Below are 13,434 nucleotides of genomic sequence, written 5' to 3'. Positions count from 1 at the left end.
GGACTGCCTTCCAGCAGGCCCTCCGGGCTTCGTTCTTTCGTGTTTCCAGCTTATCAGATGTTTTCCGCTCCGTTTCCGGGGCTTCGTTCATCCAATTCGCCGGTGTCTTCCGGGGCTTGACGCCCTGTCCGACGTTCCAGACTCTAGCCCTTCCCCGCTCCGGAAAGCGAATCCGGCCGCAATCCGATAAAACGAGCACGCCGCATAAGAGCCGGAGCCGCGCTTGCCCATGGCAAGTTCGACCCGGCTCGAACCGGGAAGTGCTGATTCTGTGGATTGGCCGCTCCGGGACCGTCCGCGCCGATGCGTGTCCGGTGCTCCCTGCCGAGCGACTGGAAAACAGTACTCCCCCGTCCCCCCGGTGACCAAATGCTCAGGCCGCCGTGCCCGGCCGGGTGACGCGTTCGGCGACGGCGACCGTGGCGCGGCGCGGCAGGAAGCGGGGCGCCAGCGTTCCGAGGCGGTTGAGGAATCCGTCGACGACGCTCGGCCGTCCCTTCTGCAGGGCCGCCAGGGTGGTGGCGACGACCTGCTCGGGGCGACGGCGCACGCCCACCGCCGCTTCCTCCCCCGCGACGTCGAAGAAGGGGGTGTCGGTGGCGCCGGGGCAGATGGCGAGCGCCCGGACGTTGCTGCCGCGTAGTTCGTTCGCCAGTGCCTCGGTGAAGGAGAGCACGTATGCCTTGGTGGCGCCGTAGACGGCCATCCGGGGTATCGGCTGGAAGGCGGCCGTGCTGGCCACGTTGACCACGGCGCCGTGGCCCCGCTCGACCATGCCGGGCAGCAGCCTGGCGGTCAGGTCGGTGAGCGTGGAGCAGTTGAGGTGGACCTCTTCGGCGATCCGGGTCGGGTCGGCGGCTGCCACGGTGCCGAAGGTCCCGAAGCCCGCGTTGTTGATCAGGACGTCGACCGTCACCCCCAGTTCCTCGACGCGCCGCTGCAGTTCTGCCGCGGCGCCGGGACGGGCGAGGTCGAGCGGCAGGACGTGCACGGTGACGCCGTGGGCCGCCGTCAGCTCGTCGCGGAGGCCGGCCAGCTTGTCCTCGCTGCGGGCGACGACGACGAGGTCCGATCCGCGGGCGGCGAGTTCGCGGGCGAAGGCGGCTCCGATGCCGGTGGACGCTCCCGTGATCAGGGTGGTCTTGCGGGCGAAGTCCATGGCTCTCCTCGTACGGCGGGACGCGGGCGGACGTCGGGTCCGCCTCGCCGCCCAATGTAGTCAACGACAACAATGTAGTCAATGACTACATGCTCGTATGCTGATGCCCATGCGAACGGGCCAGTACCACCACGGAGACCTCCGCGCCGCGCTGCTGGAACGCGCCGAGCAGACACTGCGCGAGCAAGGCGTCGACGCCCTCTCGTTGCGCGAGCTCGCCCGGGCCCTCGACGTCAGCCACGCCGCGCCCAGCCGGCACTTCAAGGACCGGCGCGCCCTGCTCGACGCCCTCGCGCTCACCGGTGTCCAGCGGCTGACCGCCGCGGCCCGCAACGGTCTCGCCCGGAGCGGGGAGGGCTTTCGCGAGCAGGTGTTCGCCTTCGCCCGCGCGTACGTCGATTTCGCCGCCGAACACGGCGCGCTCCTGGAGCTGGCCTTCGCCCGCAAGCACGACGCCGCGGTCGCGGACGGGCTGGAGCTGGCCTGGCAGCCGCTGAAGGACGACCTCCACGCCTTGATCGCCCGGGGCCAGGACGAGGGACGGATCCGGGCCGGCAGCGCCGACCGGATCGGCGACATCCTCTTCGTCGCCGTCCACGGCGTGGCCACCCAGGCCGCGAGCGGCCGACTCGTCGGCCCGGCCCTGGACCAGGTCTTCGACGACCTCCTCACCCACCTGCTCCGCGGCGTGGCGCCGGGCGCGGGCGACGAGGCACTGGCCGAGTCCGACGTGTCGACCTGCTGACGCAAGCGGCCCGCACCCGGACTGCGCCGGGTGCGGGCCGTACAGGGGGCGAGCCGGGGCCCGGCAGGGCCCCGGTCACGGGCCGGTGCGGGCCCGAGCCGCCTCCTACCTGAACATGCGGTCGCCGCTGGTGGCCATGCGGTGGGTGGAGCCGTGGTGGTTCACCCAGTCGCGGACCAGGTTGATCGCGTTGGCGCACTGCCAGCTGTCGTCGTACTCGCGCACCCCGGTGAAGGCGCCGTAGCCGGCGATGATGCCGTCCACCCGGGCGTCGCCCAGCAGCTTGTCGACGTACCACGGGTCGTTGTAGGTGGTGGTCCAGGACAGCGTGGCGGCGAGCTTGCCCGAGGCGCGGTCGCCCGCCCCCTTCTTCAGTTCCGCGCAGGTGTTGTAGCCGGCCTCCGTGCAGTTGCCGAAGCCCTTGGTGATGTCGCTGTCGCCGTAGTCCATCGCCCGGTGGCCGGTCGGGAACCCCGAGCCGGAACGCTCGAAGGCACTGCGGACCGTGTCACGGCTGCCGGTCGTCGTGATGCCCTCCAGCGGGCCGAGCTTGCCCTCCAGGCTCTTCCAGCCCCGGCCGCCCACGTCCGGGGTGTTGCCCCCGTGGTACTCGTAGAAGCCGTAGAGCACCTGGATGCCGGCGGCCGTCAGCCGCTGGGCCTTGTCGCGCAGGCCGGCCACGCTGCAGGTGCGGTTGGGCTCCTCCCCGCAGTAGTTCGGGTCCTTGATGTCCAGCCAGACCAGCGACAGCCGGCGGCCCGCGTTGGCGTTGGAGAGGATCCGGTCGATCATGCTGTCGAAGCTGGGGCCCAGGCGGTTCTCCCCGGCCGAGGAGCAGTCGTGGTAGGCGCGCCACTCGTTCGGGTTCCACCACGAACAGACGTCGATCTCGATGCCGTTGGCGCCGTGCTTGAGCGCGGCGTCCACACCCGCGACGGTGTCGACCCGGTGCGCGATCGCGTAGACCGCCTGCCGCTGGTCGGCGGCCGCCGCCGGGGTCGCGCCGACCGCGCTGACGCCCGCGATCCCGCACAGGGCGGCCGTCAGCGCCGGTACGGTGCGCCGGAGGGCGGAACGCCTGGTGTGAGTGGTCAAGGTGGTCACTCCTTCTCGTCGATGTCCTGAAGTGGACATGCCGATTTCACCAACTGTACGTCGACGCACGATAAATGACGGCTGAACAGCCGAACTTCCCACGACCGCGACACGTCGGTGGCACACCTCCGGGCTCAGGTGCGCTTGAAGAACTCCACCTCCCCGAGGGCGATGGCGCGGCCGGGGCCCGTTCCGGCGGCCTCACGCACGGTGAGCTTCACCTGGACGACGTCGCTGATCCCGGTCACCACGGTCTGCGGGCCCGGTTGGTCGTTCAGCGAGACCTCCTTCCGGTGCAGCTCCCCGTCCGCCGACGTGACCTCCAGGGACAGGACGACGGGCCGGGCCTGCTGCCGGAAGTGCTCCGGGTCCGTGGAGTCACCGGAGTGGATGATCAGGTCGACCAGCCGGAACGGGGTGCGGAAGCCGAAGGTGATGGAGTCCCCGACCGCGGGCGCCCCCCAGTAGGTGTTGGTGAGGCCGTCGTCGGCCGCGGTCGCGGGACGGCCCTCCACGGCGGCGCTCGCCGAGGTCTGGGAGGGGCTGATCGGCGCGGTGCTGCCCAGCTTGTCCAGCACGTCCTGGAAACCCCGCTTGCCCGCCGGGTACAGCAGGATCCCCGCCACCACCACCGCGACCAGCACGATCAGGGCGATGGTGCGGCGCAGCGCGTTGCCCGAGCCGCCGATCCGCACCCGGCGGCGGAACGGCCACCGGGTGCGCCACCACGGCAGCTCGGGCGCCGCCGCGGTGACGGTCAGCGGAGCCGCGCAACGGCGGCAGAACTTCCGCTCGGGCAGGTTGGGCGTGCCGCACCGGGGGCAGGGCGGGCCGTCCTGCGCCTCGACGGCCTCGGACGCCCGGACGACGGGGCGGGGCGCCACGGGCTTGGCGGGTTGCACGGCGACCGGGTCGGCCCGCGGCTCGGGGGCCGGGGCCGGTTCGGGTGCCGGTGTCCTGAGGGGGATCGGCGGCGGCGCCGGTACGGACGCCTCGGGCGGTGCGGAGGCCGGTGGCGGCTCGGGGGCGGGCACCGGTGCGGGTGTCGGAGGGGGTGCGGGTGTCGAACGGGGTGCGGGAGCGGGCGTCGCCGCCGGGGCGGGCCCCGGGTCCGGAGCGGGCCGTACCCGGGTGGAGGACGAGCGCGGAGGCTCGGCGGCCGGCGGGGCCGGTGGCTCCTCGGCGGGCGGGGTCGCCGTCCCTGTGTCCGGGGCGGTCGGCGGTTGCTCCCGCCTGCCGCGCGTCATCCGCCGCGACACGTTCCGCCAGGTGGATTCGGTGCGTGACGTGGTGGGCTCAGCGGGCTCCGCGGCCTCCGCAGGCCCGGCGGACGCCGCAGGCTTGGCAGACGCCGCAGGCTCGGCGGACGCCGCGGACGCGGACGGCGCGGCGGACGCCGCGGGCCCGGCCTGCGCCGTCCCGGACCCCGCAGCCGACGTCGTCGACGCCGTCGGAGCCGCCGGAGCCGCCGACGCCGGACCCGTACCTGCCGCCGGGGCGGCGCTGCGCGACCACCCCAGGTAGGCACCGCAGTTGCCGCAGAAGTCGTCCCCCTCCCCGTTGACCGTTCCGCAGTCGGGGCACACCGGCATCCGTCAACCCTCCGCTCGCCCGGGTGAACCGGGTGGGCCGGGCAGGATCTCCACCCGGCAGGTCAGGTGGACCGGGCAGCCCGCCCTGACGACGGTCAGCACCTGGTCCTCGTCCAGCCCCCGGCCGTCCAGCGGCCAGACCCGGATCAGGACGTCACCGCTCGGCGCGGCCGGCGGCGCCGGGGCCGACGTGGTGTCCGGGGCGGTGGACCAGGTGGCCCCGCCCCCGTCGACGACCTCCGCGCCGGCGCCCAGCACCAGTCGCAGCCGCTCGGTGAGTCCGCGGCGGGTGCCGCGCCACCGGTGCAGTTCGACCGCGCGCTCGACCACGGCGCGGCGCACCTCGACCGGCCAGGCGGGGTCGACGTCCACCGCGACCCAGGACGCCAGCCAGTCGACGAAGTCGGCCGGCGCGAGGCGGGGGTCGAAGTAGGCGGGCAGGCTGTCCAGGGTCGCGAAGACCGGGGCGAGGACGGTGTCCAGGCCCGCCGTGAACCGCTGGGCGAAGTCGTCGTCGGCGAACAGCGCGGGGAGCAGCGCGCCGATCGGGTGCGGGCTGGGCAGTCCGGGGACCGCGGCGCGGCTCATCCGCGCCTCCCGGTGGCGGGGCCGCCCGGCGCGCTCATGACTGCCCGTCCTCGGCGGCCGCGGTGACCACGACCTGGTGCTGGTGGGAGAAGACCAGGGCGTCCACCGGGACCTCGACCCGCTCGGCCGGGGCGCCGCGGCGTCCGGTGATCGGGTCGGCCGGGAAGAGCCGCAGCTCCTCGACCCCGGCGACGGCGGCCACCCGCTGGAGGACGGCGAACACCTCCCCGTACTGCACCGCCCGGCCGAACGGCCAGCCCGAGCCGTCGGCGCCGCCGCGCAGCGGGTTGAGGTGCCCGTACAGGGCGGCGAGCACCTCTTCGCGGACCCGGTCGGGGTCCGCCGCGCGGGTGGTGAGCCGGGCGACCACCGTCACGCCCTGGTAGGCGGGCGGCTGGACGACGATCCGGGTGCCGATCAGCCGCCGTTCGTCGAGGGCGGTGGCGACGGCGGCCAGCGTCTGCTCGTCGGGGATCAGTTGCTCGAAGCGAAGGCGTTCGCCGTCGTCCGCGACCGCGTCGGGGACGACCAGCACCCGCACCGCGCCCGGGTCCGCGGCGCCGGAGGGCACGCAGCTGATCCGGGCGGCGGACGGTGCGGCCTGCCGGGCGATCAGCTCGAAGTCCCCTGCGGTGACGGCCCGTTCCTGTAGCCGCAGCTGGTGCGGGGCGCGCAGTTTGGCGTTCTCCACGGTCTCGCCGTCGACGCCGCCGCGGGCCGCCTCGCGGTTGTCGACACGGGCGACGTAGGGGACGGAGCTGCGCAGCACCGTGATCGTGCCGCGGGCGACGTTGCCCGCGGTCCCGCCGCCGGTGCGGTAGTGCGGGACGCGCAGCCGGGCGCCCTTGGGCGGTACGGCTCCGAAGGCGCGCAGGCTGCCGTCGGGTTCCCGGACGGCGGGCGGGAGGAGGAACTCGCCGGTGGTCGCGTCGAGGACGACGTGCCGGTCGACGGGCGAGGAGTCGCCGAAGTGCTCGACGAGGGTCCACGGCTCCCATCCCTCGCCGGCCGCGACCTCGACCACCGGGGGTTCGCCGTCGAGCAGGACCGGCGGCCTGGCGAGGGTGAAGCGCTGTCCCGCGACCCCTTCCGAGGTGCCGAGCGGCGCGTCGGTGACGGTCTGCGCGTGGACGACGGTCGCGGTGCCGCCGATCGTGAACACCTCGGCCCGGCGGATGGTGGGGGACTCGGAGTAGAACGGCTGTCCCGGCCGCGGCTCGGTGACCCGGCAGCGCAGCCAGCCGGCCCGGCGGCCGGAGACCACCGAGGCGGTGTGCCCGGCGGGCACGAACACGACGACCTCGCCGGGCCGGTTGAGGCCGCCGGTGGTGTCGCTGCCGGTCTCGCAGCCGATCCAGCGCGCGCCGTCCCACACCTCCCAGGCCAGCGGCGGCTGGCGCGGGTCGACGCCGACGCCCTCGACCCGGCTGTCCAGCCGGACGACCAGGATGCAGCGCGGCACGACGGCCGGCAGGGCGAAGAGCATGGCGTCGCCGGCGACCGGGCGCGGCTGGAAGCACGGCACGTCCGCGCCGTCGGCCAGCCGGGTGGTGCGGTCGTTCTGTTCGCCGGAGGCGTTGACGGTGACCAGCCGGTCCAGCGAGCTGGGGACGATCGGGAGGTCGTCGACGGTGGAGAAGACCACCGCCTCGTCGGTCTCGGTGCGCAGGGTGGACACTTCGGTGCCGGCGCGCAGCAGGACCGTCTCGGGCTGCGGGGCGGAGAGCCAGAAGTCGATCTCGGCGCGGGCCGCGGCGGGCGGGAAGAGCCGGATGCCCAGCAGGTCGAGGAAGGCGGAGTAGTTCTTCTCCGGGACCCGGTTCAGCCGGTAGAGCAGCTGGTCCACCAGGTAGGCGAAGGTCTCGATGAGGGTGACGCCGGGGTCGGAGACGTTGTGGTCGGTCCATTCCGGCGCGCGCTGCTGGACGTACCGCTTGGCCTCGTCGACGAGTTGCTGGAAGCGGCGGTCGTCCAGGTTCGGGGAGGGCAGTGCCATCAGTTCTCGCCCCCGTCCGGCCCGGCCGGGTGCTCCGGGATGGTGTAGAAGGGGAAGACCAGGTTGCGGCGGTCGTTGGTGGCGCGCACGGTGTAGTGGACGTCGATGTAGAGCGTGCCCTCGTCGACGCTGTCGAAGGCGATCACCACGTCGTCGACCTCGATCCTCGGCTCCCAGCGCTCCAGCGCGATGCGCACCTCGCGGGCGATCCGCCCGGCGGTGGTGCTGTCGCCCGGGGCGAAGACGTACTCGTGGATGCCGCAGCCGAACTCCGGGCGCATCGGCCGCTCGCCGGGGGCGGTGCCGAGGATCAGCCGGACGGCTTCCGCGATCTCCCGGTCCCGCTCCACCATGCCGATGCCGCCGGTGGCGTTCACCCGCAGCGGGAAGGCCCAGCCCCGGCCGATGAAACTGCTGGTCATGCGACGCCTCCGATCAGCACGTTGAACGCGCCGGACGTGATGGTGGCGCCGCAGGTCGTCTTGTCGCCCATGCGGGCCGCGGGGAGGCCGCCGATGAGGACCATGCCCCTGGTCGCCGTGCCCAGGGAGGGTTCGACGAGGTTGGCGGGGCCCATCTCCACGTGGGGGACGCAGGCGTGGATGGTGCCGACCACCGCGGCGGGCCGGCCGCCGATCAGCACGGTTGCCACCTTGAGGGCGGCGCCCGGCGGCGGGGTGGTGAGGGCGCCTCCGTGGTCGGTGAGGTCGCCGGTCCGGGCTGCGGGGGGCATGTGCGGTCTCCGTTTCCGATGGTGCCCTGCGGGTCGCGGGCGCCTGTCTGCTGCCGACCGTCCGATGTCGCTCGACGTCGTCCGGTGCGGTCCGGTGCGGTCCTGTGCGGTCCGGCGTGGTCCGGTGCGGTCGGACGCCGGCCGGGATGGCCTGATGGTCCGTCAGTTGATACGCACGAAGGCTCCCTTGAGCACCGCCTCGGCCCCGCCGTCCACGGTGACCGAGGTCGTGCCGCGGACGTTCACCGATCCGCCGCGCACGTTCACCTCGCCGGTGCCCGCGTCGAGGGTGATGCCGGTGGAGGTCAGGCGCACCGTGCTGCCCCCGCCGCCCAGGCCGTGGACGCTGAGGACGATCTCGCCCTTCTGCTGGTCGAGTCTGACCTCCAGCTTCTTGTCGCCGCTCGCCAGCCGGACCCCGGAGGCACCGCCCGGGACGTCCAGCAGTTCCAGGCGATGGCCCGAACGGGACACCAGGGAGCGGCGGTTGACCGTGCCGGAGCCCGCGTCGACCAGCGGCACGTCGTGCGGCGAGGGCCGGTCCACGCCGTTGTAGAGGCCGCCGAGGACGTAGGGGCTGTCCAGGTCGCCCTGGTCGAAGCCCACCAGCACCTCGTCGTTGACCTCGGGGCTGATCACCCCGCCGCCGCCGTTGCCGCCGAACTGCACGGTGCGCACCCAGTCGGAGACGTACGTGTCGTCCAGCCAGGGGAACTTCAGCTTCACCCAGCCGCGCTGCCCGCCGCCCGGCTCCCGGACGTCGGTGACCACACCGACGGCCAGGCCCGGCATCCGCGGCCCGCGCGGCGGCGCGTTGCCGCCGGTGGCCAGCCCGGCGAGGGAGCGGTCGGGCGACGCGCTGACCACCACGGTGCTCCGGTAGCCGCGGAACGGTTCGAGCAGGTGGCGCACCCCGGTGACGGTGTAGCGGCCGGAGAAGGCGGCGCCGACGTTCCCCAGTGCGACCGGGGTGCCCGCCCGCAGCCGCGGGTTGCCCTCGACGACCGCCTCCAGTTCGCCGAAGCCGGCCGCCACGGTGGCGGCCAGCGATCGGGCCGCGGCGGTCGTCTCCGCCTGGGTGCGGTACGGGGTGTCGGCGACGGTGAGCCGGGCCGTGCCGGGGAAGGCGGAGGCCACCGTGGCCGGGCTCATCCCCGGCTGCACGGTCCGGGACGTCACCGACGGCTCGGTGGCGACCAGGGCGCTCTTGGTGGTGACGTTCCAGCCGCGTGCCTCGACCGACTCCGCGCCGCCCGCGGCGGTCAGCACCCCGCGCAGCTCCAGCAGGTTGCGGCCGTACTCCAGGACCATCGGGCTCTGCGGCGCCGGGGTGGAGGGGGCCGGTGCGCCGGACGCGGGCTCGGGCTCGACGAACTCCAGCTTCCCGTCGTCGTCGACGCGTACCTGCGCGCCGCTCTCCTGCGCCAGGAACTGGAGGAACTCCCAGTCCGGCACGTTCGCCTGGGAGAGCTGCTGGTGGACCACCGGGAAGGAGCCGATCCGGCCGCAGGTGAGGCCCGCGCCGGCGGCGACCGCGCGGACGATGTCGGCGGTCGTCATGTTCCGGAAGGCCTTCACCCGGCGCCCGCGCATCAGGCGGTGGGTGACCGCCGAGGCCCGCACCACGGTGTACGAGCCCGTGCCGTCCACCTCCAGCTCCAGCGCCGTCACCTCGCCGGTGAACAGCCGCACCCGGGTGTGCCCCTGCACCGTCACCACGGACACCCGCAGCTTGGTCCCGATGGTGATCCCGGTCGCGGAGAGGAAGGTGTGGTCGGCGTCCCGGAAGCTCAGCACCGCGGTGTCGGGCAGGCCGACGCTCTCCTCGATGTCGCAGGAGACCAGCTGGGTCGCCCAGATCGGCGGCAGCGGGCCCGGCGCCTCGACGACCGGATCCGCGGCGAAGGAACGGCCGCCCCGGGCCTCGGGCGTGGTCATGACCGACCGGCCCGGGTGAGCTCGTCGATCCCCGGCACGATCAGCTCCGCACCGGGGACGAGGGCCAGCGGGTCGTCGATGTCGTTGGCCTCCGCGATGGTCCGCCAGGCCGTCGCGTCCCCGTACGCGCGCCAGGCGAGCAGCGGCAGGCTGTCGCCCGCGATCACCCGGTGGGTGCTGCGGGCCTCCGGCGAACCGGACGTCGGGTTCTGGCCCGCCGGGTCGACGCTGGCCTCGTCGATGGTGAGCGAGCAGACCGCCCGCAGCGGACTGCCGTTCACGTCGAAGAGCGTGTAGGTGACCGAGAGGCCGGTCAGCACCCCGTTGAACGACGTCGTCTTCAGGGTGCCCCAGTCCAGCCGGATCCACGGACTGGCCGGCGTCTTGCGCGCCAGGCTGGTCGGGGTGGGCACGCACGCCGTCATCAGCTTCTCCACCGCCCGCTCCACCGAGTTGTCGTGGGTCGCGGTCGAGTCCAGGAACACGTCGAGGGAGAGCGAGCGCGGGCCGCTGCCGACGAACTCGGGCAGCGCGGACTCGCCCGCCATCCGCGACGGCGTGCGCCGCCACTCCGTGCTCTTGCGCAGCACCAGGGTCGCCGGGTTGAACTGGAGCCGGAGCTGCGCGAGCGCACCACCGGGCTGGGCGCCGACCGTCGCCGGGGGCTCCATGATGGTCAGTTGGGCCCGGGTGACGCTGGCGGGGACCGCCGAGGACATCCTGGTGCTCCTTACGTGGGTGGGACGGCTGGTGGCGCGGAGGTGTCGGGTGCGGGACGGCGTCAGGACGGGCGCAGGCCCGCGTGGGCGATCTCCAGGGTCTCCATCGCGGCCTGGGAGCTGGAGGGGTCGAAGGAGGGGCCCTCCCACCGCACCGGGACGATCCCGAGCACCTGCCAGCCGACGATCCGGCTGAGGTCCGGCCGCAGCGCCACGATCTCGCCGTCCTTCGGCTCGACCTTCCGGACGATCTCGCCCAGCCAGCGCGCGATCTTGGTGGTGTCCGCGGTGACCGCACGGGTCAGGGTGATGTTCGACCAGGTGATGCGGCCCGGCAGCTGCCAGGCGAACCCGTTGTTGCCGCCCTCCGCGTACTGCTCGATCTCGACCTGGGCGCCCAGCCCCGAGCAGGTGGTGAACTCGCCCAGGTCGTTGCCGCCGATGGTCAGGCTGAAGAACACACTGGTCGCGAAGATGTTGTCGGTCATCGGTTCCGCATCCTGATTCCTGGTCCGTGCTTCCGGTCTTGTCGCGGCGGTCGTCGGTCGACCGCCCTGCCCTGCCCCGCACTGCCCTGCCCCGCGCTGCCCTGTCCCGCGCGGCCCTGCCGTGCCCTGCCCCGCGCCGCTGCGCTCAGCGGCGCCCGTCGTGCGGACGTCCGCCGCGCTCCCGCCCCCGGCGCAGTTCGGTCCGCAGCAACCGCCCAACCGGCTCGATCAGGCGCCGGGCCAACTCGTCGAGGTCGGCGGACGTGTGGCCGGCGGCCCCGTGGCCGGCGGGCTCGGCCGACGAGCCGCCCGCGTGCGGCGCGGAAGCGCCCCGGGAAGGCGATCCGACGGACGGAGCCGCCTGCACCGTGGTCGGCGTCCGGGCCGGCACGGCGGTCAACGGAATCCCGGTCAGGCCCGCCTGCTCCGCCACCCGCTGCAGCACCCGCGCCGTACCCGGCGACTGCGGCGCGGGCGCGGCCGGCAGGGCCGTCCGTACGGAGGGCGCGCTCGTGGCGCGCGCCACGACGGGGGAACCCGCCGCCGGGAACAGCGTCCCCGGCACTGCCGCGACCGGGCCCGGCGGCGTCGGGGACGACGGCGGGGCCGGCTGCGGAAGCCGGGAGGCGGCCGGGAGGCGCTGGAGCGACGGAGCCGTGACCGGCGCGAGCCGGACCACCGGCGGGCGGGCCGCCGACACCGGGGCGGACGGCGAGCCGGAGCCGCCCGACTGCGGGCGCCCCGCGGACGCCGCGACGACGGCGCGCTGCACCGCCGGGTGACCGGCACCCGGGACACCGCTCCGGGACGGTCGGGCAGCCGGTGGCACCGGGCCGCCCGGGATCGACACCGCCGCACTCGGGATCGACGCGCCCGGGGCCGACACCGCCGCGCCCGGGGTCGACGCGCCCGCACCCTGACGGCCGGGGCCGGCGTGCAGCGGGACCACGGGCCCGGCCGCGCCGGGCGGGCCGCTCACCACCGGGCTCCCCTGCCCCGCCGGGTGACCGGCCGCGCCCCGGCCACTCCCCTGCCTCGACGGACGCCCCGCGCGCGCACGCTGCAGCACCGCGGCCACTCCGCGCACCGCGCCCGTACCCGTGCCGGCGCCCGCACCCTCGTGTACGCCCGCATCACCGGACGATCGATGCGTCACCGCGGCCACCGGGGCGGCACCCGACGGCACCGGGCTCCCCTGCGCCGACGGACCGTCGGCCGTCGCCCCGCCATCCGCCCGTTCCGAGGAACGACGCAGCCGCCGCACCACGGCGGCGACCCCGCGCGCCTCACGCGCGTCGGCCCTCCGGCCCGGCGTCGCGGCCACCGGAGAACGCTGCAGCACGCCCGCATTCGCACCCGCACCCGCACCCGCACCCGCACCGGACGACCGGCCCGGCACCACCGCAGCGCCCGCAGCGCCGGACCGCGCGGGACCTCCCGGCGACGCCGACGGCCCGACGACGGCGCGGCCGCCGTCCCCGGAGCCCGACGCGTGCCGCGCACGCGGGCCCTGCGGGGCAGCCGCAGAGCCGCGCGCCCGGCCGCCGGACGACGCAGGTCCGGCACCCGCTCGGGCACCCGGTTCGCCGTCCGTTCGCGGCTGGAGCGCCCTGGGCCAGACGGCCGGCACCACGGGCGGGGCCGGCGCGGTCGCGCCGGGGCCCGGGCGGGCCCCGGCCCCGGGCGCGGCCGGCGGGGTCCCGAGGGTGGACTTCATCGGGCGCTCGCCGATCAGTCCACGCCTCGGGCCGGTGGGTGCCACGGCGCGTTGCACGCCCCGGATCCCGGCCACCGGTCGCGCGGGAACCACCGGACGGGCACCGCCGCCTGTGGGCGCGTCGGCCGTCCGGTCCGGCACCCCGGCGGGGCCGGGGCGGGTCGCGGGAACGCCGGGTACCGGCGCGCCGGTACCGAGCACCGGCCGGGCCACCGGTTCGCTGCCACGGCGCTCCGGACCGACCGCGTGCGGACCGGAACCCGTGTCGGCCGGGCCGCTCCGGTCGGCCGGCCGGCCGCCAGCGCCGGCGTGGGACGGGGCTGTCGCCCCCGCGGTCGGCCCCACCGGGACGTCGTTGCGGCGCCGGGCGGCGCGCTGCACGCGCGGCTCCCGGTCGGCCGCGGGCGCGGAGGCACCGGCGGCGCTCCCGGATCCGACGGTCGGCTCTGCCGGGCCGTCACCGGGGGAACGGACGGTCCGTTGCACGGGCAGCCCCTCGCCGACCGGCGGCGCCGGGGCGACGGGCGCACCCTGCACCGGCGAGCCGCACCCGGCTCTTCCGGACGTGGACGCCGCATCCGTCGTTCCCACGAGGCGGAGTCCCGTTGGCCGCCCGCCGAGCAGCTGGGAGTGGAGGCCCGGCTCGGCCTCCGTCGGTGGCAGC

The 13,434-nt window shown here is 75.1% G+C and carries 14 protein-coding genes; 3 read left to right on the top strand and 11 right to left on the bottom strand.

Annotated features, from left to right (window positions below; translation table 11 throughout):
- Positions 1–373: 373 nt before the first annotated feature.
- Entirely contained in the window at positions 374–1,159 is a 786-nt protein-coding gene (locus tag ACFV0O_RS40685; RefSeq protein ID WP_380349869.1) for an SDR family NAD(P)-dependent oxidoreductase, read from the bottom strand.
- A gap of 109 nt (positions 1,160–1,268) precedes the next feature.
- On the opposite strand from ACFV0O_RS40685, the gene ACFV0O_RS40680 reads away from it, so the two are divergent.
- The gene (locus ACFV0O_RS40680; protein ID WP_380349866.1) at positions 1,269–1,904 is read left to right on the top strand and encodes a TetR/AcrR family transcriptional regulator; all 636 of its coding nucleotides are present in this window, start codon (positions 1,269–1,271) and stop codon (positions 1,902–1,904) included.
- Between the two features lie 105 nt (positions 1,905–2,009).
- On the opposite strand, the gene ACFV0O_RS40675 is transcribed toward ACFV0O_RS40680, so the two are convergent.
- Positions 2,010–3,008 carry a phospholipase gene (locus tag ACFV0O_RS40675; RefSeq protein ID WP_380349863.1) on the bottom strand — a complete coding sequence of 333 codons (999 nt, stop codon included), beginning with the start codon at positions 3,006–3,008 and terminating at the stop codon, positions 2,010–2,012.
- A 125-nt stretch (positions 3,009–3,133) separates the two neighbouring features.
- Positions 3,134–3,901, bottom strand: a complete 768-nt coding sequence (locus ACFV0O_RS40670) for an NADase-type glycan-binding domain-containing protein (RefSeq protein WP_380349860.1) — start codon at positions 3,899–3,901, stop codon at positions 3,134–3,136.
- A gap of 439 nt (positions 3,902–4,340) precedes the next feature.
- Here ACFV0O_RS40670 and ACFV0O_RS40665 point away from each other — a divergent pair, with 439 nt between their 5' ends.
- Positions 4,341–4,523: a hypothetical protein gene (locus tag ACFV0O_RS40665; protein WP_380349857.1), complete on the top strand. Its 183-nt coding sequence runs from the start codon at positions 4,341–4,343 to the stop codon at positions 4,521–4,523.
- 71 nt (positions 4,524–4,594) lie between these two features.
- Here the strand turns inward: ACFV0O_RS40665 and ACFV0O_RS40660 are convergent, their stop codons facing one another.
- The 8 genes from ACFV0O_RS40660 to ACFV0O_RS40625 all read right to left on the bottom strand — a co-directional run bounded on the left by ACFV0O_RS40660 (position 4,595) and on the right by ACFV0O_RS40625 (position 11,579).
- A complete protein-coding gene (locus tag ACFV0O_RS40660) occupies positions 4,595–5,179 on the bottom strand; it encodes a phage tail protein (protein WP_380349854.1) in 585 nt (194 codons plus the stop codon).
- A gap of 34 nt (positions 5,180–5,213) precedes the next feature.
- Positions 5,214–7,175 carry a putative baseplate assembly protein gene (locus tag ACFV0O_RS40655; RefSeq protein WP_380349851.1) on the bottom strand — a complete coding sequence of 654 codons (1,962 nt, stop codon included), beginning with the start codon at positions 7,173–7,175 and terminating at the stop codon, positions 5,214–5,216.
- The gene (locus tag ACFV0O_RS40650) at positions 7,175–7,597 is read right to left on the bottom strand and encodes a GPW/gp25 family protein (RefSeq protein WP_360268398.1); all 423 of its coding nucleotides are present in this window, start codon (positions 7,595–7,597) and stop codon (positions 7,175–7,177) included. The genes ACFV0O_RS40655 and ACFV0O_RS40650 overlap by 1 nt, the downstream gene beginning before the upstream one ends.
- Positions 7,594–7,908, bottom strand: a complete 315-nt coding sequence (locus tag ACFV0O_RS40645; protein ID WP_380349847.1) for a PAAR domain-containing protein — start codon at positions 7,906–7,908, stop codon at positions 7,594–7,596. The genes ACFV0O_RS40650 and ACFV0O_RS40645 overlap by 4 nt, the downstream gene beginning before the upstream one ends.
- Before the next feature lie 162 nt (positions 7,909–8,070).
- On the bottom strand, positions 8,071–9,846 hold the full coding sequence (locus ACFV0O_RS40640) for a VgrG-related protein (RefSeq protein WP_380349844.1): 1,776 nt from the start codon (positions 9,844–9,846) through the stop codon (positions 8,071–8,073).
- On the bottom strand, positions 9,843–10,565 hold the full coding sequence (locus ACFV0O_RS40635) for a LysM peptidoglycan-binding domain-containing protein (RefSeq protein WP_380349841.1): 723 nt from the start codon (positions 10,563–10,565) through the stop codon (positions 9,843–9,845). The genes ACFV0O_RS40640 and ACFV0O_RS40635 overlap by 4 nt, the downstream gene beginning before the upstream one ends.
- Positions 10,566–10,627: 62 nt before the next feature.
- Positions 10,628–11,053 (bottom strand): phage tail protein, encoded by a 426-nt coding sequence (locus ACFV0O_RS40630; protein ID WP_360268408.1) that lies wholly within the window; start codon positions 11,051–11,053, stop codon positions 10,628–10,630.
- A gap of 145 nt (positions 11,054–11,198) precedes the next feature.
- Positions 11,199–11,579 carry a hypothetical protein gene (locus tag ACFV0O_RS40625; RefSeq protein WP_380349837.1) on the bottom strand — a complete coding sequence of 127 codons (381 nt, stop codon included), beginning with the start codon at positions 11,577–11,579 and terminating at the stop codon, positions 11,199–11,201.
- Between the two features lie 130 nt (positions 11,580–11,709).
- Between ACFV0O_RS40625 and ACFV0O_RS40620 the strand changes: the two genes are divergently transcribed.
- Complete coding sequence (locus ACFV0O_RS40620) at positions 11,710–11,835, top strand: hypothetical protein (RefSeq protein ID WP_380349834.1); 126 nt, start codon at positions 11,710–11,712, stop codon at positions 11,833–11,835.
- Positions 11,836–13,434: the final 1,599 nt, after the last annotated feature.

Origin of the sequence: Kitasatospora sp. NPDC059577 (assembly GCF_042735475.1) — a bacterium.
Taxonomy (GTDB): domain Bacteria; phylum Actinomycetota; class Actinomycetes; order Streptomycetales; family Streptomycetaceae; genus Kitasatospora.
The sequence above is the reverse complement of the archived record's forward strand: the minus strand, read 5'-3'. Positions and strand labels throughout refer to the sequence as shown.

Coding starts and splice junctions, on each gene's coding strand:
- ACFV0O_RS40685 (WP_380349869.1), bottom strand. CDS start 1,159: ATGGACTTCGCCCGCAAGACCACCCTGATCACGGGAGCGTCCACCGGC.
- ACFV0O_RS40680 (WP_380349866.1), top strand. CDS start 1,269: ATGCGAACGGGCCAGTACCACCACGGAGACCTCCGCGCCGCGCTGCTG.
- ACFV0O_RS40660 (WP_380349854.1), bottom strand. CDS start 5,179: ATGAGCCGCGCCGCGGTCCCCGGACTGCCCAGCCCGCACCCGATCGGC.
- ACFV0O_RS40655 (WP_380349851.1), bottom strand. CDS start 7,175: ATGGCACTGCCCTCCCCGAACCTGGACGACCGCCGCTTCCAGCAACTC.
- ACFV0O_RS40650 (WP_360268398.1), bottom strand. CDS start 7,597: ATGACCAGCAGTTTCATCGGCCGGGGCTGGGCCTTCCCGCTGCGGGTG.
- ACFV0O_RS40645 (WP_380349847.1), bottom strand. CDS start 7,908: ATGCCCCCCGCAGCCCGGACCGGCGACCTCACCGACCACGGAGGCGCC.
- ACFV0O_RS40640 (WP_380349844.1), bottom strand. CDS start 9,846: ATGACCACGCCCGAGGCCCGGGGCGGCCGTTCCTTCGCCGCGGATCCG.
- ACFV0O_RS40635 (WP_380349841.1), bottom strand. CDS start 10,565: ATGTCCTCGGCGGTCCCCGCCAGCGTCACCCGGGCCCAACTGACCATC.
- ACFV0O_RS40630 (WP_360268408.1), bottom strand. CDS start 11,053: ATGACCGACAACATCTTCGCGACCAGTGTGTTCTTCAGCCTGACCATC.